Source organism: Microbacterium sp. CFBP 8801, assembly GCF_014839455.1.
Taxonomy (GTDB): Bacteria; Actinomycetota; Actinomycetes; order Actinomycetales; family Microbacteriaceae; genus Microbacterium.
Genome location: NZ_JACYNU010000002.1, coordinates 233,756 through 250,216, shown reverse-complemented (window position 1 = coordinate 250,216; position 16,461 = coordinate 233,756). Strand labels below are relative to the sequence as shown.

The 16,461-nt window shown below is 71.3% G+C and carries 15 protein-coding genes; 9 read left to right on the top strand and 6 right to left on the bottom strand.

Going from position 1 to position 16,461, the window contains the following annotated elements; translation table 11 throughout:
- Nucleotides 1-68 precede the first annotated feature (68 nt).
- Nucleotides 69-1,385: a site-2 protease family protein gene (locus tag IFR11_RS04110; protein WP_191915305.1), complete on the bottom strand. Its 1,317-nt coding sequence runs from the start codon at nucleotides 1,383-1,385 to the stop codon at nucleotides 69-71.
- Nucleotides 1,386-1,472: 87 nt separating this feature from the next.
- Here IFR11_RS04110 and IFR11_RS04105 point away from each other — a divergent pair, with 87 nt between their 5' ends.
- Nucleotides 1,473-3,137 carry a Mur ligase family protein gene (locus IFR11_RS04105; protein ID WP_191915304.1) on the top strand — a complete coding sequence of 555 codons (1,665 nt, stop codon included), beginning with the start codon at nucleotides 1,473-1,475 and terminating at the stop codon, nucleotides 3,135-3,137.
- A 107-nt stretch (nucleotides 3,138-3,244) separates the two neighbouring features.
- Here IFR11_RS04105 and dxr read toward each other — a convergent pair whose 3' ends face one another.
- Both dxr and IFR11_RS16720 read right to left on the bottom strand, forming a co-directional pair.
- The gene (gene dxr / locus IFR11_RS04100; protein ID WP_191915303.1) at nucleotides 3,245-4,327 is read right to left on the bottom strand and encodes a 1-deoxy-D-xylulose-5-phosphate reductoisomerase; all 1,083 of its coding nucleotides are present in this window, start codon (nucleotides 4,325-4,327) and stop codon (nucleotides 3,245-3,247) included.
- Between the two features lie 9 nt (nucleotides 4,328-4,336).
- Complete coding sequence (locus IFR11_RS16720; protein ID WP_191915302.1) at nucleotides 4,337-5,299, bottom strand: FKBP-type peptidyl-prolyl cis-trans isomerase; 963 nt, start codon at nucleotides 5,297-5,299, stop codon at nucleotides 4,337-4,339.
- A gap of 211 nt (nucleotides 5,300-5,510) precedes the next feature.
- Here IFR11_RS16720 and IFR11_RS04090 point away from each other — a divergent pair, with 211 nt between their 5' ends.
- From IFR11_RS04090 to dhaM, 4 genes are all read left to right on the top strand, one after another.
- Nucleotides 5,511-6,212, top strand: coding sequence for a lysophospholipid acyltransferase family protein (locus IFR11_RS04090; protein WP_194717045.1), 702 nt, complete (start codon nucleotides 5,511-5,513; stop codon nucleotides 6,210-6,212).
- 87 nt (nucleotides 6,213-6,299) lie between these two features.
- Nucleotides 6,300-7,295, top strand: a complete 996-nt coding sequence (gene dhaK, locus IFR11_RS04085; protein WP_191915301.1) for a dihydroxyacetone kinase subunit DhaK — start codon at nucleotides 6,300-6,302, stop codon at nucleotides 7,293-7,295.
- Complete coding sequence (dhaL, locus tag IFR11_RS04080; protein WP_191915300.1) at nucleotides 7,292-7,930, top strand: dihydroxyacetone kinase subunit DhaL; 639 nt, start codon at nucleotides 7,292-7,294, stop codon at nucleotides 7,928-7,930. The genes dhaK and dhaL overlap by 4 nt, the downstream gene beginning before the upstream one ends.
- Entirely contained in the window at nucleotides 7,927-8,691 is a 765-nt protein-coding gene (dhaM, locus tag IFR11_RS04075) for a dihydroxyacetone kinase phosphoryl donor subunit DhaM (protein WP_191915299.1), read from the top strand. The genes dhaL and dhaM overlap by 4 nt, the downstream gene beginning before the upstream one ends.
- Nucleotides 8,692-8,701: 10 nt before the next feature.
- Here dhaM and IFR11_RS04070 read toward each other — a convergent pair whose 3' ends face one another.
- On the bottom strand, nucleotides 8,702-9,667 hold the full coding sequence (locus IFR11_RS04070; protein ID WP_191915298.1) for a sugar-binding transcriptional regulator: 966 nt from the start codon (nucleotides 9,665-9,667) through the stop codon (nucleotides 8,702-8,704).
- Nucleotides 9,668-9,776: 109 nt separating this feature from the next.
- On the opposite strand from IFR11_RS04070, the gene IFR11_RS04065 reads away from it, so the two are divergent.
- From IFR11_RS04065 to glpK, 3 genes are all read left to right on the top strand, one after another.
- A complete protein-coding gene (locus IFR11_RS04065; protein WP_191915297.1) occupies nucleotides 9,777-11,495 on the top strand; it encodes a glycerol-3-phosphate dehydrogenase/oxidase in 1,719 nt (572 codons plus the stop codon).
- A 123-nt stretch (nucleotides 11,496-11,618) separates the two neighbouring features.
- Nucleotides 11,619-12,374, top strand: coding sequence for an MIP/aquaporin family protein (locus tag IFR11_RS04060; RefSeq protein ID WP_191915296.1), 756 nt, complete (start codon nucleotides 11,619-11,621; stop codon nucleotides 12,372-12,374).
- 95 nt (nucleotides 12,375-12,469) lie between these two features.
- On the top strand, nucleotides 12,470-13,981 hold the full coding sequence (glpK, locus tag IFR11_RS04055) for a glycerol kinase GlpK (RefSeq protein ID WP_055834891.1): 1,512 nt from the start codon (nucleotides 12,470-12,472) through the stop codon (nucleotides 13,979-13,981).
- Nucleotides 13,982-14,227: 246 nt separating this feature from the next.
- On the opposite strand, the gene IFR11_RS04050 is transcribed toward glpK, so the two are convergent.
- Together IFR11_RS04050 and IFR11_RS04045 are read right to left on the bottom strand one after the other, a co-directional pair.
- Entirely contained in the window at nucleotides 14,228-14,707 is a 480-nt protein-coding gene (locus IFR11_RS04050; RefSeq protein WP_191915295.1) for a hypothetical protein, read from the bottom strand.
- A 44-nt stretch (nucleotides 14,708-14,751) separates the two neighbouring features.
- Nucleotides 14,752-15,222 carry an OsmC family protein gene (locus tag IFR11_RS04045; RefSeq protein WP_055834885.1) on the bottom strand — a complete coding sequence of 157 codons (471 nt, stop codon included), beginning with the start codon at nucleotides 15,220-15,222 and terminating at the stop codon, nucleotides 14,752-14,754.
- Nucleotides 15,223-15,367: 145 nt separating this feature from the next.
- Here IFR11_RS04045 and IFR11_RS04040 point away from each other — a divergent pair, with 145 nt between their 5' ends.
- Nucleotides 15,368-16,351, top strand: a complete 984-nt coding sequence (locus tag IFR11_RS04040) for an asparaginase (RefSeq protein ID WP_055834882.1) — start codon at nucleotides 15,368-15,370, stop codon at nucleotides 16,349-16,351.
- Nucleotides 16,352-16,461: the final 110 nt, after the last annotated feature.

The window sequence follows — 16,461 nt, the reverse complement described above, 5'->3', positions numbered from 1 at the left end:
CGACAGCGGCCGCCCCCCTTCCGGGTGCGGCCGCGTCGATGTGCCGGCGGCAAGAGCGCCGCGTGCGCCTAGAGCAGCTTCACCGGGTTGAAGATGTCGGCCAGGAACAGCACGCCGCCCATCCCCACGAGCAGGATCACCACCACGAAGGTCACCGGCACCAGGCGGGTGGCATCGACCGGCTTCGCGATGCGCCCGCGAGCGCGCGCGAGGGCTTTCTTCAGACCGTCCCAGAGGGCGACGACGATGTGGCCGCCGTCGAGCGGCAGCAGCGGGATGAGGTTGAAGACGAAGAGGGCGACGTTCAGACCCGCCAGCAGGGCGATGATCCGCTGCACACGGTCGAGGATCGGCGCGTCCACCGCGGCGATGTCGCCCGCGAGGCGGCCCGCACCCACCACGCTCATGGGGCTGCTGGGGTCTCGGGGCTGACCGGTGAGGGTGTCGACCGCGGTGTCGTAGATGCGCACGGGCAGGGTCGCCACGATCCGGCCGACCGCCTCGATCTGGGTGACGGTCGCCTGGGGACCGCTCCACAGGGGTTGCGGCACGAGCGACTGCTGCGCGGTCACGCCGGCGAAGCCGACGGTCTCGAACTCGGGGGCACCCGACGCGTCGACGACCGGGCGGCCCTGGGCGTCGGTCACGGCGCGATCGGTGGTCTGCGGGGTGAACTGCACGGTCTGCTGCGCCCCATCGCGTTCGATGACGACCGAGAGCGGCGTGCCCGGCGAGCGCTGGATGATCGCCGCGGCGTCGGCGAACGTCGCCACCGGCGTCCCGTCGATCGACACGATCGTGTCGCCCGGCTCGATGCCGGCGGCGGCGGCGGGGGCGACGGGATCGGCCGACGTGCACGCGTCGCGCTGCTGGCTCGCCGGGATCACGCACTGCGAGACCGACGCGACGGTGGTGGTGCCCTGCTGCACGCCGATTCCGCTCAGCGCGATCGAGAACAGCACGACGGCGAGCACGAGGTTCATCAGCGGGCCGCCGAGCATGACGATCACGCGCTTCCAGACCGGGAGCTTGTAGAAGACGCGATCGTCGGCGGCGACGAGCGTCTCGGCGTTGGCGTCGCGGGCGTCCTGCACCATCGTGGCGAAGAAGCGCGACCGGCGGGTGCCGGGCTCGCCCTCGTCGGGGGCGGGCGGATACATGCCCGCCATCGAGATGTATCCGCCGAGCGGCAGGGCCTTGGCGCCGTACTCGGTCTCGCCGATGCGCTTGGACCAGAGCGTGGGCCCCAGGCCGATCATGTACTGCCCGACGCGCACGCCGAAGAGCTTGGCGGGCACCAGGTGCCCGACCTCGTGCAACGCGATCGAGACGGCCAGGCCGAGCACGAGCACGATGACGCCGAGGAGGAACGCGATCGCAGTCACCCGCCGACGATACCGCCGCATCCCTTTGAACCGCCCGTGCGGCCGCGATGCGGTGTCTGTGCGACACCGGATGCGACAATGGACGAGATGCCGACCCACGCGCCCTCGAACCTCCCGCCCGTGCTCCGGCCGGAGCGTCCGCCCCGCCGCGACCTCGCGGAACTCGCCCGCCGCTTCGGCGTGCGCAGCTCCGGCGACGTCGACGGCACGACCCTCACCGGCATCACGCTGGCCACCGCCGATCTGCGCGCGGGCGAGGCCTTCGTCGCGATCCACGGAGTCAACCGCCACGGTGCCGAGTTCAGCGCGACCGCCGCCGAGCGCGGTGCGGTCGCGGTGATCACCGATGCCGACGGCGCCGAGATCGCGGGCCCCGCGGGTCTTCCGATCGTCGTGGTCGACGATCCCCGCGCCCTGCTGGGCGACCTGTCGGCCTGGGTCTACGGCACCGGTCCCGACGACGAGCTCCCCCAGTTGCTCGCCACGACCGGCACGAACGGCAAGACGAGCGTGTCGCACCTGCTCGAGGGGATCCTGGGGCAGCTCGGGGTCGTCACGGGTCTGTCGTCGACGGCCGAGCGTCACATCGCGGGCGACGTCATCGTGTCGCGGTTGACGACTCCCGAGGCCTCGGAGTTCCATGCCCTGCTCGCCCTCATGCGCGAGCGCGGCGTGCAGGCCGTCGCGGTCGAGGTCAGCGCGCAGGCGCTCACCCGGCACCGCGTCGACGGTCTGGTCTTCGACGTCGCCGGCTTCACCAACCTCACCCACGACCACCTCGACGACTACGCCGACATGCGCGAGTACTTCGAGGCCAAGCTCCCGCTGTTCCGTCCCGACCGCGCACGACGGGGGGTCGTCTGCCTCGACTCCGCCTCGGGTGCCGAGATCGCGGCCCGCGCCGAGATCCCCGTCGTGACCATCGCGACGCCGGCCATCGCCGACGACGCCGCCGCGGCGGAGCACGCCGACTGGGTCGTCGAGATCGTCGACGAGCGTCAGGAGGGCACCGAGTTCACGCTGCGTGATCGCGCGGGCCGCTCGCTCACCACGGTGGTGCCGGTGATCGGCCGGCACATGGCCGCCAACGCGGGTCTGGCGATCGTCATGCTGCTCGAGACCGGCTACACGTGGGAGCACCTGTTCAGCACCCTCGACGGCGAGCGCATCGAGGCCTCGCTCCCCGGCCGCACGCAGCTCGTCTCGGGCGCCGACGGGCCCGCGGTCTACGTCGACTTCGGGCACTCCCCCGACGCGTTCGAGAAGACGCTCGCGGCGGTCCGCCGCGTGACGCCCGGAAAGGTCGTCATGGTGTTCGGCGCCGACGGCGATCGCGACGCGACCAAGCGTCTCGACATGGGCCGCACCGCCGTCCTGGGCAGCGACGTGCTCATCGTCACCGACCACCACCCCCGTCACGAGAACCCGGATGCCATTCGCACGGTGCTCGTCGAGGGCGCGCGCCGTGCCCGCCCCGACGCCGAGGTCCACGAGTTCACCCCGCCCGAGCGGGCGATCCTCGAGGCCGTGAAGCTCGTCGGCGAGGGCGACGCCATCCTGTGGGCCGGCCCCGGCCACCAGGATTACCGCGACATCCGGGGCGTTCGCACCCCGTACTCGGCGCGGGAGCTCTCGCGCCGCGCGCTGCGCGCGGCCGGCTGGGCCGTGCCGGATCCGCAGTGGCCCGTCCCGTATCCCGCCGACCAGACGCCGTCGTCGGATCCCGAGCGCCCGGTCGACTTCCCGGCCTGACGCCCGCCCGTCCCGCGGATCCGCGGCCCGACGCCGCCCGGCGCGTGAGGACGGCTCTGCCGCCCCGCGCGCGAAGCCCCGCGGGAGCGGGAGCCCGCGAGCCGTCGTCAGCGCGCGGCGATGATCTCGTCGGCCGTGCGGCGCGCCCAGGCCTCGGCCTCGGCCAGCGACTCCCGCGTGAGCGTGGACGGCGGCTCGTGCTGGTCGACCACGCGTTCGATGAGGTCGACGATGTCCAGGAAGCTCAGTCGCCCCTCGTGGAACGCGTCGACGGCTTGCTCGTTGGCGGCGTTGAACACGACGGGGTAGGTCGCCCCCGCGCGTCCGACGCGCTTGGCGAGGGCGACCGAGCCGAAGGCCTCCTCGTCGAGGGGCTCGAAGGTCCACTGCGACGCGCGCGTCCAATCCAGGGGAGCGCCGACGCCGGCGACGCGGTGCGGCCAGTCGAGCCCGAGCGAGATGGGCAGTCGCATGTCGGGCGGCGACGCCTGGGCGATCGTGGAGCCGTCGACGAACTCCACCATCGAGTGCACGATCGACTGCGGGTGCACCGTGACGTCGATGCGGTCGTAGGGCACGTCGAACAGCAGGTGCGCCTCGATGACCTCGAGGCCCTTGTTGACCAGGGTGGCGGAGTTGGTGGTGACCACGCGGCCCATGTCCCAGGTCGGGTGCGCGAGCGCCTCGGCGGGGGTGACCTCGGCGAGCTGGGCCCGCGAGCGCCCGCGGAAGGGGCCTCCGGATGCCGTGAGCACCAGCCGGCGCACCTCGGACGCCTCACCGGAGCGCAACGCCTGCGCGATCGCGGAGTGCTCGGAGTCGACCGGCACGATCTGGCCCGGCGCGGCGAGCGCGGTGACGAGCGGACCGCCGACGATCAGCGACTCCTTGTTGGCGAGGGCGAGGGTGCGGCCCTCTTCGAGCGCGGCGATCGTGGGGCCGAGGCCGACCGAACCGGTGATGCCGTTGAGCACCACGTCGGCGTCGACGTCGCGGACGAGCTGCTCGGCGTCGGTCGCACCGAGCGCCGTGTGCTCCACGCCGAACTCGACGGCCTGCGCCTGGAGTCCGGCGCGATCGGTGCCGGCGGCGAGGCCGACGACCTCGAAGCGGTCGGCGTTGGCGCGGATGACGTCGAGCGCCTGCGTGCCGATCGAACCGGTGGAACCGAGGATGAGGACGCGGCGCATCCCGTCAGCCTACTGAGCGGCGGCGGGGGCGTGCTGGACGCCGAGGATGTCGACCACGAAGACGAGCGTCGAGTTCGCCGGGATCGATCCTTTCTCCTCGTCGCCGTAGCCGTCGGCGGGAGGGATGACGGCGAGCACCTGCGAGCCGACCGTCTGGCCCTCGAGAGCCTGCCGGAAGCCCGCGACGACGCCCGTGGTCGGGAACTCGGTGGGCATGCCCTTGTCCCAGCTGGAGTCGAACACGGTACCGCCGTCGTAGAGGACGCCGGTGTACTGCACGATCACCTGGTCGCCGGGGTTGACCACGTCGCCGTCGCCTCGGCGCAGGTTCTCGATGCGCGTCTCGGTGGGAGCGGGCGTGGTCGGCACGGTGATGGTGGGAGCGCCGTCGTCGGCCAGCGTGACCGTGGGCATGCCGTCGACGGGCGGGACCTCGGTGCCGGTGGCGCGCGTGGGCAGCTCTTCGATGGCGTCGGCCACGAGCACGTAGGCCGGCGACCCGTCGCCGAGCAGGCCGGCGGGGAAGGTCGACACCGTGCGCGAGCCGATCGGCACGCACGACAGGGCCGCGCCGAAGATCTGCTGCGCGTTGACGACCATGTCCATGCCCGCGGGATCGGTCGTCAGGGAGTCGAGCGCGACGGCACCGCTGGCGGCGTCGATCACGGTGTAGTTCGCCTTGACGATGTCGCCGGGGGCGATCTCGGCGCCCGAGCCCTCGATGAGGGTGGTGCGCTGCACGTCGGTCGGCGCGAAGCCGTCGGGACGCGTGACGGTGACGGGGCCCTGGAAGTCACCCGACACCTCGAGCCCGGCGGGGACCTCGCCGGTGAACGGGGTCTGGCATGCTCCGGCGTCCGGGGTCGCGCTGGCATCCGGGGTCTGCGCCTGATCGGGCGAACCGGTGCATCCGGCCAGCAGCAGCACCGCGGCGGCGGCGACGGACAGGGAAGCGATCGGGCGGAAGCGCACGGGAGACCTCTCGAGAAGAACGGGGAACGTCCATCCTGACGCACCCGGCTTTGTCGATCCTGGGAGTCCCCGCGCGCACACCGTCGCGCCCGGGCACGCAGACGCGGGTGCGCACACGCGGGCGGGCATGCGCGAGCCGGCATGCGGCGGCGAGTAACCTCGACGGGTGAGTTCCGACGCTGCCGAGACCCCCGCCGCCGCGCCGCAGCAGATGGGTGCGGCCTACGGCCTCGGCCGTTTCCTGATCGCCCCGCTGGCGCGGGCCGTCTACCGCCCGCGCATCGAGGGCCGTGAGAACGTGCCGCGCACCGGACCGGTGATCTTCGCCAGCAACCACCTGTCGTTCATCGACTCGATCGCCATCCCGGTCGCCGCTCCCCGCCCCGTGCACTTCATGGCGAAGTCGTCGTACTTCGAGAAGTGGGCCTCGCGGCAGTTCTTCACCGCCATCGGCGCCATCCCCGTCGAGCGCGGCGCCGGCCAGAAGGCCCTCGACGCGCTCGATCAGCAGCGCGCCCTGCTCGACGACGGCCGCGCGGTGGCCCTGTACCCCGAGGGCACGCGGTCTCTCGACGGCCGGTTGTACAAGGGGCGCACGGGTGTGGCGTTCCTCGCTCTGCAGACCGGGGCCCCCGTCGTTCCGGTCGGTCTCATCGGCACCGACAAGGTCATGCCCGTGGGCGCGAAGATCCCGACGACCCAGGAGCGCATCACGGTGCGCTTCGGCACGCCCCTCGACCTCTCCCCGCACGGCCCCGCGTCCTCGGGCCGCGCGCGTCGACTCGCGACCGACGAGATCATGGCCGCGATCCACGCGCTCAGCGAGCAGCAGCTCGCGAACGCGTACAACGAGGCTCCGGCCCAGAACCCCCTCGAGCGCATCAAGCAGGTCTTGCCGCACGAGCGCCTCTGAGCCTTTGCCGCTTGACGCGGCGACGCACGGCGAGCAGGGTCGGGAGTGACGGCCCCGAGCCGTCGACGCCACAACGAGGAGGCACCCGTGAAGAAGTTCGTGAACGACCCGGCCGACGTTCTGGCCGAAGCCCTGCGAGGGATCCAGGCCGCGCACCCCGAGGTGCGGGTGGATGCCGAGAACCGGGTGATCCTGCGGGCGGAACCCACGCGCGCGGGCAAGGTGGCGCTGGTGTCGGGCGGAGGGTCCGGTCACGAGCCGATGCACGGCGGGTTCGTCGGGCGGGGCATGCTCGACGCCGCCGCCGCGGGCGAGGTCTTCACCTCCCCCACCCCCGACCAGGTCCTCGCCGCCACGCAGGCGGTCGATGCGGGGGCCGGCGTGCTGCACATCGTGAAGAACTACACCGGCGACGTGCTGAACTTCGAGATGGCGGCCGAGCTCGCCGCCGCCGAGGGCGTCGAGGTCGAGTCGGTCCTCGTCGCCGACGACGTGGCCGTGCAGGATTCGACCTGGACCGCCGGACGCCGCGGGACCGGCACCACCGTCATCCTCGAGAAGATCGTCGGGGCACGGGCCGAAGAAGGCGCCGACCTCGCCGCCGTGGCCGATCTCGCACGACGTGTCGCCGCCGCCGGGCGTTCGATGGGCGTCGCGCTCACGAGTTGCACGGTGCCCGCCGCCGGTCGCCCCACGTTCGAGCTGCCCGACGACGAGATGGAGGTCGGAGTCGGCATCCACGGCGAACCGGGCCGCTCGCGCGTGAAGCTGGCATCCGCGCACGAGATCGCCGCCCTCCTGGTCGACCCGATCGTCCACGACTTCGGCGAGCCGGTGGGACCCGCGATCGTGCTTCTGTCGGGTCTGGGCGCAACGCCCCTCATCGAGCAGTACCTGCTCTACGGCGAGATCGCTCCGCTGCTGGCCGCGGCCGGCGTCGAGGTGCAGCGGGTGCTGATCGGCGACTACATCACGAGTCTCGACATGGCCGGCGCCTCGCTCACCGTCGTGAAGGCCGACGACGAGATGCTGCGCCTCTGGGATGCGCCGGTCGTGACCCCGGGCCTGCGGTGGGGCGCATGAGCGGCACCGTCGCGGTCGATGACCTCGTGTCATGGATGCGGGCGTTCCGCGAGACCGTCCAGCAGCACAAAGACGAGCTGACGCAGCTCGACTCCGCCATCGGCGACGCCGATCACGGCTCGAACATGGCGCGCGGTCTCGATGCCGTCGTCGCGCGGCTCGACCCCCTGCCCGCCAGCCCGACCGACCTCTTCAAGACCGTCGGAATGACGCTCGTCTCGTCGGTGGGCGGCGCGAGCGGTCCGCTGTACGGCACCCTCTTCCTGCGCATGGGGCCCGCGCTGAGCGAGGGAGAGGTGGATGCCACCACCCTCGGTGCCGCCCTCCGCGCCGGCGTCGAGGGGGTCGTCGCCCGGGGCAAGGCCGAGCTCGGCGACAAGACGATGATCGACGCGCTCTCGCCCGCCGTGGACGCGTGGGACACCGCCGCGGCCGCCGGGGAGACGCCGGCCGACGCCGCGCGGGCCGCGGCCGAGGCGGCGGCCCGCGGTCGCGACGCGACCGAGCCGCTCGTCGCCCGCAAGGGCCGGGCGAGCTACCTCGGCGAGCGCAGCGCCGGCCACCTCGACCCCGGGGCGACCTCGGCGACGATGCTGCTCGAGGCACTGCGCGACACGTTGGCGGCGTCCGAGTGATCGGGATCGTCGCGGTCTCGCACAGCCGCGCGCTGGCCGATGCCGCCGTGCACCTGGCCCTGCAGATGGGCGGCGAGCAGCCGCCCGGGGTGCGCGTGGCCGCGGGCGGTCCCGACGGCGATCTGGGCACGGATGCCGTCGCCATCGCCGCCGCGATCGACGACGCCGACTCCGGCGACGGGGTGCTCGTGCTGATGGACCTCGGTTCCGCGATCCTCAGCACCGAGACCGCCCTCGAGTTCGTCGCCGCGCCCGAACAGGTGAGGCTGAGCTCCGCGCCGTTCGTCGAGGGGCTCGTGGCCGCGGTGGTCACCGCGGCCGGCGGCGCCGACCTCGACGCCGTGACCGCCGAGGTGCGGGGCGCGGGCGCGGCGAAACAGCGTCAGCTCGGCGAGGGCGAGGCCACGGCATCCGCGGATCGCGACGACGAACCGACGGCGCACGGCATCGACTCCCGGAGTTCTGCACCCTCAGGCGAGAAGGACGCGATCTCGTTCGAGACGGTGGTCGTCAACCCGTCGGGCCTGCACGCGCGCCCGGCGGCCACGTTCGTCAAGGCGGCGTCGCGGTACGACGCCGAGGTGCGTATCGCCGACCTCGACGCGGGCTCCGACGAAGTGTCGGCGCGGAGCCTCCTCGCCCTGATGGCGCTCGGCGTCCGGCAGGGTGCACGGGTGCGGGTGAGCGCGAGTGGCCCGCAGGCCCGTCAGGCCCTCGACGAGCTCCGCGCCCTGATCGACGAGGGCTTCGGCGAGCGCTGACCGAGGCGGGTCAGCGGGTCACGCTCAGCAGGCGGCGCGCCAGCGACTCCTCGACGACGAGCTCCGTGATCAGACCGGCGGCGAGGGCCCCGCGCAGGCCGTCGAGCTTCGAGAGGCTCGACACGACGCAGAAGCGGCGCGGAATGCGCCGGACCGTGTCGAGGTCGGGCCCGCTGGAGCGCGCGTTCAGTTCGGCGACGTCGCTCGAGCCGTCGGCGCGGTAGAACACCGTCGCGCAGTCCCCCACGATGCCCTCGCGTTCGATGACGGCGCGGTCGCGCTCGTCGAAGTAGTCGCCGCTGTAGACGTGCGAGGGCACGTCGGCGTGCGGCGAGCCGAGGCCGAAGACGAACAGGCCGACGCGCTGCTGGATCTCGAGCACAGAGCGCACCGAGCGCTCCCGCCACATCGCCTGCTTGGTGCGCGGGTCGTCGAACAGCGCGGGCACCGGGAATTGGTGCACCGACGACGACCAGGCGGTGCCGAACTTCGACAGGATCTCGCCGGCGTACGGGATGCCGGAGGTGCGCACGTTCGCGGCTCCGTTCATCTGCACGATGTGGGTGTCGTGCACGTCTTTCAGCGGCACGTGACGGGCGACGGCCGAGAGGGTCGACCCCCAGGCGATGCCGACGGTCATCGACGACTCCACCCGCTCGGCGAGGATGCGCGCCGCGGTCAGCGCCGTGCGCTCCAGACGCTCGGCCTCGGAGGTGCGGGCCGGGGTCGGCACGACGTGCGCGGTGATGCCGAATCGGTCGGCGATGCGCTGTGCCATCTGGCCCCGTGCGTCGTCGGGCGGGCTGATCGAGATCGTGACGAGGCCCACGTCGCGGGCGTGCTGGAGCAGGCGCGACACCGACGAGCGTGACACGCGCATCTCGTGCGCGATGGCGTCCATCGTCAGGTCCTGCATGTAGTACAGCTGCGCCGCGCGCAGTGCGTCACGGGACCGCTCTTCCGCCTGCGTCACCATGGTTGCGTTCCCATGAACACCATTGTGCACGTTTGTTCAAGGGGCTTGCAACAACGTGCAGACAGGCGCATTGTGACTGTCGTACCAACAACGAAAGGTCGCAGTCGACATGTCGTCCCCCGCAACACAGCTCCGCGCCGACGTCCAGGCGCTCCGCGACGCCGAGAACCTCGACGTCCTCATCATCGGCGGGGGCATCAACGGCCTCGCCACCCTCCGCGATCTCGCCCTGCAGGGCGTCAGCGTCGCCCTCGTCGAGCGCGGCGACTTCGTGTCGGGCGCCTCCTCGGCGTCGAGCCACATGGTGCACGGCGGTATCCGCTACCTCGAGAACGGCGAGTTCCGCCTCGTCAAAGAGGCCGTGACCGAGCGCAACGACCTGCTCAAGACCGCGCCCCACTACGTCAAGCCGCTCGAGACGACGATCCCGATCTACAAGACGTTCTCCGGCATCCTGTCGGCGCCCTTCCGCCTGCTCGTCACGCACGGCCGCGGAAAGCCCAACGAGCGTGGTGCGCTGCTGATCAAGGTCGGTCTCATCATGTACGACACCTTCTCGCGCGACGGTGGCTCCGTTCCCCGCCACAAGTTCCTCGGCAAGAAGAAGTCGCTGGCCGAGCTCCCCCAGCTCAACCCCGACCTGGCCTATACGGCCACGTACTTCGACGCCTCGATGCACGACCCCGAGCGCATCGCGCTCGACGTGCTGCGCGATGGCATCGAAGCCGGCGCCGGTCGCACCCAGGCCGTCAACTACGTCTCGGCCGTCGGCGCCGACGCGAACGGCGTTCGCGTGCGCGACGAGGTCTCGGGCGAGGAGTTCTCGGTCAAGGCGAAGGTCGTGCTCAACACCGCCGGCCCCTGGACCGACCTGGCGAACTCCGCCATGGGGCTCACGACGCAGTTCATGGGCGGCACCAAGGGCTCGCACATCGTGCTCGACAACCCGGAGCTGTTCGCGGCGACCGGCGGGCGCGAGATCTTCTTCGAGCACTCCGACGGCCGCATCGTGCTCATCTACCCGCTCAAGGACCGCGTCCTCGTCGGCACGACCGACATCGACGCCGACCCGTCGAAGCCGGTCGTGTGCACCGACGACGAGATCGCCTACTTCTTCGACCTGATCGGGCACGTGTTCCCCCGCGTCGCCGTCGACCGCTCGCAGATCGTGTACACCTTCTCGGGTATCCGTCCGCTCCCCCGCCACGACGACACCGCGCCCGGCTTCGTGTCGCGCGACTACCGCATCGTCGAAGACGAGGTCGCCGGTGTCCCCTCGATGAGCCTCGTCGGCGGCAAGTGGACCACGTTCCGCGCGCTGGCCGAGCACTTGAGCATGAAGACGCTGCAGAAGCTGCGTCGTCCGCACCGCATCAGCACGCAGGGCCTGCCCATCGGCGGCGGCGCGGGCTTCCCCTCGACCCCCGAGCAGCGGCGCCGCTGGATCGCCACGCGCACGAATGCGCACTCGGCCGAGCTCGTGGATGCCATGCTCGAGCGGTACGGCACGCGCGCCGACGCGATCCTCGCGGTTCTCCCCGCCGAGCCCACCGCCCTGGCGGACGCAGCCGGTTACTACCGCGAAGAGCTGGTCTGGATCGCCCGGAACGAGCAGGTCGTGCACCTGATCGACGTGCTGCTGCGCCGCACCCACCTCGCCTTCGTGGGCGGGATGACCGAGCGCACGTTGCGAGAGGTCGCCGAGACGATCGCGGAGCCCCTCGGTTGGGACTCCGCCCGTGTCGACGAAGAAGTGAACCGTACGACCGAGATCCTGCGCTCCGCCCACCGCGTCGACCTGGCGTCGGCCGGCGTCGCGCGAATCTGAGAGAACGTGCGGGCGCGCCGCCTGTTGCGCGCCCGCACGCTCGCCGTAGGTTCGGAGCACCGAGCCGCATAACACCACCCGTGCCGAAGTTGTCCGGGTGACAGAAGAAAGGTCGATGACGACATGCAAGAAGTCAACTTGGGGCTGTACTTCCTCTCGGAGGTGGTCGGCACCGCGATGCTCATCCTGCTGGGCTGTGGCGTGGTCGCCAACGTGGCCTTGGCCAAGACCAAGGGCAACGCCGGCGGCACCCTGATGGTCAACTGGGGATGGGGCCTGGCGGTCTTCGCCGGTGTCATCGTCTCGGCGTACTCCGGTGCGCAGCTGAACCCGGCCGTCTCGATCGGCCTCCTCGTGGCCGGCAAGATCGCCTTCGTCCAGTTCCTCGTGGCCGTGGCCGCGCAGCTGGTCGGTGCCATCATCGGCGCCGTGCTCGCGTGGGCGTCCTACAAGCAGCACTTCGACGACGAGCCCGACCCGGCCGCCAAGCTGGGCGTGTTCTCGACCGGCCCCGCGATCCGTTCGTACGGCTTCAACTTCCTCACCGAGGTCATCGCCACCTTCGTCCTGGTCTTCGTGATCTTCGGCTTCGGTGACTACGGCGTGGCCAGCATCGGCGTTCCGGGTGGCATCGGCGGTCTCGCGGCCGTTCCCGTCGCCCTGCTCGTGGTCGGCATCGGCGCCTCGCTCGGTGGTCCCACCGGTTACGCCATCAACCCGGCCCGTGACCTCGGCCCCCGCATCGCGCACGCGATCCTTCCCATCAAGGGCAAGGGTTCCAGCGACTGGGGCTACGCCTGGGTGCCGGTCGCCGGTCCCCTCGTCGGTGGTCTGCTCGCGGGTCTGCTGGCCCCCGTGCTGCTCAGCCTCGGCAACTGACACTCCCGCGGGGGCGACTCGCCCCTCGACTGCGCGTCGCCCCCGCACCCGTCTTCACCCCTTCCTCACACTGAACTAGACAAAGGAGTCCTTCCATGGCCGACTACGTCCTCGCCATCGACCAGGGCACGACCTCGACGCGCGCGATGATCTTCGACAAGTCCGGGAGCGTCGTCTCCGTCGGGCAGAAGGAGCACGAGCAGATCTTCCCGCGCGCGGGATGGGTCGAGCACGACCCCCTCGAGATCTGGCGCAACACCCAGGAGGTGATCGGCCTGGCCCTCAGCCGCGCCGACATCACCCGCCACGACATCGCCGCCGTCGGCATCACCAACCAGCGCGAGACCGCGGTGGTCTGGGACAAGAACACCGGCAAGCCCGTCTACAACGCCATCGTGTGGCAGGACACCCGCACGCAGTCGATCGTCGACCGTCTCGCCGACGGCGACCCGGAGCGCTACAAGAGCGTCGTCGGTCTTCCCCTGGCGACGTACTTCTCGGGCACGAAGATCGTCTGGATCCTCGAGAACGTCGACGGAGCCCGCGAGAAGGCCGAAGCCGGCGACCTCGTGTTCGGCACCACCGACACCTGGGTGCTGTGGAACCTCACCGGCGGTATCGACGGCGGCGTCCACGCCACCGACGTGACCAACGCCAGCCGCACCCTGTTCATGGACCTCGAGACCCTCGAATGGCGCGACGACATCCTCGCCGACTTCGGTGTGCCGCGCTCGATGATGCCCGAGATCCGCTCCTCGTCCGAGGTGTACGGCGCCGTCGAGTCCTCGTCGCTGCTGCGCGAGACCCCGATCGCCGGCATCCTGGGCGACCAGCAGGCCGCGACCTTCGGCCAGGCCGCCTTCGACCCGGGTGAGAGCAAGAACACCTACGGCACCGGTAACTTCCTCATCTTCCAGACGGGTGAAGAGATCGTCCGCTCGAAGAACGGGCTGCTGACCACCCTCGGATACAAGCTCGGCGACCAGCCCGCGCACTACGCACTCGAGGGATCGATCGCCGTCACCGGCTCGCTCATCCAGTGGCTGCGCGATCAGCTCGGCATCATCTCCTCGGCTCCCGAGGTGGAGGCCCTGGCCCGCACCGTCGACGACAACGGTGGGGTGTACTTCGTCCCGGCGTTCTCGGGTCTGTTCGCGCCGTACTGGCGCCCGGATGCCCGCGGTGCGATCGTCGGCATGACCCGCTTCGTCAACAAGGGCCACATCGCCCGCGCGGCCCTCGAGGCCACGGCCTTCCAGACCCGCGAGGTGCTCGAGGCCGTCAACGCCGACTCGGGCGTCGACCTGACCGAGCTCAAGGTCGACGGCGGCATGACCGCCAACGACGAGCTCATGCAGTTCCAGGCCGACATCCTCGGCGTGCCGGTCGTGCGTCCCGTCGTCGCCGAGACGACGGCCCTCGGTGCCGCCTACGCCGCGGGCCTCGCCGTCGGCTTCTGGAACAACCTCGACGACCTCCGCGCCAACTGGCAGGAAGACAAGCGCTGGGAGCCCGACATGGACTCCGACGAGCGCGACCGCGAGCTGCGCCTGTGGAAGAAGGCCGTCACCAAGTCGATGGACTGGGTCGACGACGACGTGCGCTGAGCACCCTCTTCACGAAACGGACCCCGTCGGCCTCGCGCCGGCGGGGTCCTTTCCGTTGTGCGGCCGAGCGACCCCGACGTCGCCGGCGGCGGCCACCGTGTCGGGGCTCCCGGCGGCTGCACGCACGACTCCTGCATACCCCGCGCTCGGAGCGCGAAGGGCCCCTCGTGAGGTCACGATGCCGGAGGCGTGCTCGCCGCGGCGCCCGCGACCACGCCGGGTCTCCGGCATCCGGATGCCGAGAACTCAGCGTTCAGGCTTGGGATACGCCGCCCGCATGACATCGGACTGCAGGTAGTCCGACACCCCGATCAGCAGCACCGCGAAGAGGATCTGCTCGGTGACGACCCAGAACGGGTACAACCCGGGGATGGCCGCGAGCACCAGGGCGACGATGGGGAAGATCCGACTGAACAGCTGCAGGCGGCGGAACGCCCAGTACCACCCGGCGCGAGCGCGCCACAGGAAGTAGAACAACGTCGTGGTGATGGCGAGCACGACGAGGCAGCGCATCCACACCGCGAGGCCGACGTCGGCGCCGTCGAGCGTCATGACCAGCGCGATGACGACGGTGGCGATCCCCAGCACGAAGCCGATCGCCAGCAGGACGGTGACCGAGCGGAACGACCGGACCACGCGGGGGTCGTCGGAGACGGCGACACGATGATCGGCGTGGCGTCCGCCGGCGATCCGGTCGAGGCGGCGGAGGGCCGGTTCGAACTGCATGCGCTCACTGTACGACGCCGCCGCGCGCCGCCGCAGCGGACGGCTCAGCCGACGGTGATCTCGGGTTCGTGACGCACGGGGAAGTTCACCGAGTTCGCGATGAAGCACCACTCGCGCGCCTGCCGGTGTGCGGCGCGGGCGGCCTCGACCATCGACTCCTCCGCGACCTGCACGCGAGGACGAAGCACCACCTCGGTGAACGCCCCGCCACTGTTGCCGTCCTCCTGCATCGTGCCCGACGCATCGTCGACGTACGCGGTCACGACGACGCCGGTGGTGACGCAGGCGTGCAGGTACGACAGCAGGTGGCACTCGCTCAGCGCCGCGAGCAGCAGCTCTTCGGGGTTCCACTTGCCGGGGTCGCCGCGGAAGGGCGTGTCGGCGGATGCCGCGACCTCGGGCTTGCCATCGACGTGGAGCGTGACGGAGCGGTCGTAGTCGCGGTAGCCGCTCGTCCCGCTCCCCCGGTCGCCGGTCCAGGTCGAGCGCAGGCGGTAGTGGTGTTCTCCGTTCATGCTGTCCAGTCTGCCGCCCCCGCCGACCCTCGGGCGTGAGCTGCCAGGATGTGTCGCTTCGGCCACGGCCGAAGCGATGAATACCGGCACCTCACGCGGGTGGCAGACCCGGGATACGAGGGGGCCGCGGGGATACGATGGAGGGATGCCCGCCACGCCCCCCGCCTCCGTCGAGCTCGCCGTCATCGAACGCAGCGGATTCGTCGAGTCCCGCCACTACGGCGTCGCCGTCGTGCTCGCCCCCGACGGTTCCGAGAAGCTGACTCTGGGCGAGGCGTCCGCGTCGTTCCTCCCGCGTTCGAGCATGAAGCCGCTGCAGGCGCTGGCCTGCCTGTCGGCGGGCGCCGACCTTTCCGGTGAGCGTCTGGCGATCGCAATGGCCAGCCACTGCGGCACCGAGCGTCACGTCGAGGTGGCCCGTGGCATCCTGCAGTCGGCCGGACTGACCGAAGACGACCTGGGCTGCCCCGCCGCGTGGCCGAGCGACACCGCCGCGCGCGACGAGCTCGTCCGCGATCACGGTGCCCCCTCACCCCTGCGGATGAACTGCTCCGGCAAGCACGCGGCCATGCTGCTCACGTGCGTGGCGAACGGCTGGCCCACCGCCGACTACCTCGACGAACAGCACCCCCTGCAGGTGCACATCCGCGAGGTGCTGGAGCGTCTGGTCGGCGAGCGCATGACCACGACCGCGATCGACGGCTGCGGTGCCCCGGTCTACGCCATGAGCCTCATCGGCCTCGCGCGCGCGATCCAGCGCATCGCGACCTCGTCGGAGCGCTCCCCCTTCGCCCTGCACCGCAGCGCCGGCACCCTCGTGCGCGCCGTGCGGGAGCACCCGTGGACGATCGACGGCCCCGGTCGCCCCGACACCGTGGTGATCGAGCGTCTCGGCGTCTTCTCGAAGATGGGCGCCGAGGGCGTGCAGGTCATGACGGCCCCCGATGGCACCACCGTGGCGTTGAAGATGCTCGACGGTTCCAACCGCGCCGGCCACGCCGTCGCGCTGCGCCTGCTCGAGCGCGCCGGAGCCCTGTCCCCCGAGGCCGTCGCCGACACGCTCGCCCTGCTGCCCCTGAGCATCTCGGGCGGTGGCCGCGAGGTCGGCGCCATCCGCTCCGCGGTCTGACCCGCCCCGCGGCGCGATCGAACCGTCGCGAGACCAGACGCGCAACGTGTGCTCTCGTGGGTGCGCGCGCCCGGCCGGGCACCACGCCGCGTCTCCCCGACGCGCGGCCC

What these genes read in the sequence shown, in the direction of transcription:
- IFR11_RS04060 (WP_191915296.1), top strand. Translation starts at nt 11,619, where the DNA reads ATGCAAGAAGTCAACTTGGGGCTGTACTTCCTCTCGGAGGTGGTCGGC.
- dhaL (WP_191915300.1), top strand. Translation starts at nt 7,292, where the DNA reads ATGAGCGGCACCGTCGCGGTCGATGACCTCGTGTCATGGATGCGGGCG.
- IFR11_RS04065 (WP_191915297.1), top strand. Translation starts at nt 9,777, where the DNA reads ATGTCGTCCCCCGCAACACAGCTCCGCGCCGACGTCCAGGCGCTCCGC.
- glpK (WP_055834891.1), top strand. Translation starts at nt 12,470, where the DNA reads ATGGCCGACTACGTCCTCGCCATCGACCAGGGCACGACCTCGACGCGC.
- IFR11_RS04050 (WP_191915295.1), bottom strand. Translation starts at nt 14,707, where the DNA reads ATGCAGTTCGAACCGGCCCTCCGCCGCCTCGACCGGATCGCCGGCGGA.
- dxr (WP_191915303.1), bottom strand. Translation starts at nt 4,327, where the DNA reads ATGCGCCGCGTCCTCATCCTCGGTTCCACCGGTTCGATCGGCACGCAG.
- IFR11_RS04045 (WP_055834885.1), bottom strand. Translation starts at nt 15,222, where the DNA reads ATGAACGGAGAACACCACTACCGCCTGCGCTCGACCTGGACCGGCGAC.
- IFR11_RS04090 (WP_194717045.1), top strand. Translation starts at nt 5,511, where the DNA reads ATGGGTGCGGCCTACGGCCTCGGCCGTTTCCTGATCGCCCCGCTGGCG.
- IFR11_RS04040 (WP_055834882.1), top strand. Translation starts at nt 15,368, where the DNA reads ATGCCCGCCACGCCCCCCGCCTCCGTCGAGCTCGCCGTCATCGAACGC.
- IFR11_RS04105 (WP_191915304.1), top strand. Translation starts at nt 1,473, where the DNA reads ATGCCGACCCACGCGCCCTCGAACCTCCCGCCCGTGCTCCGGCCGGAG.
- IFR11_RS04070 (WP_191915298.1), bottom strand. Translation starts at nt 9,667, where the DNA reads ATGGTGACGCAGGCGGAAGAGCGGTCCCGTGACGCACTGCGCGCGGCG.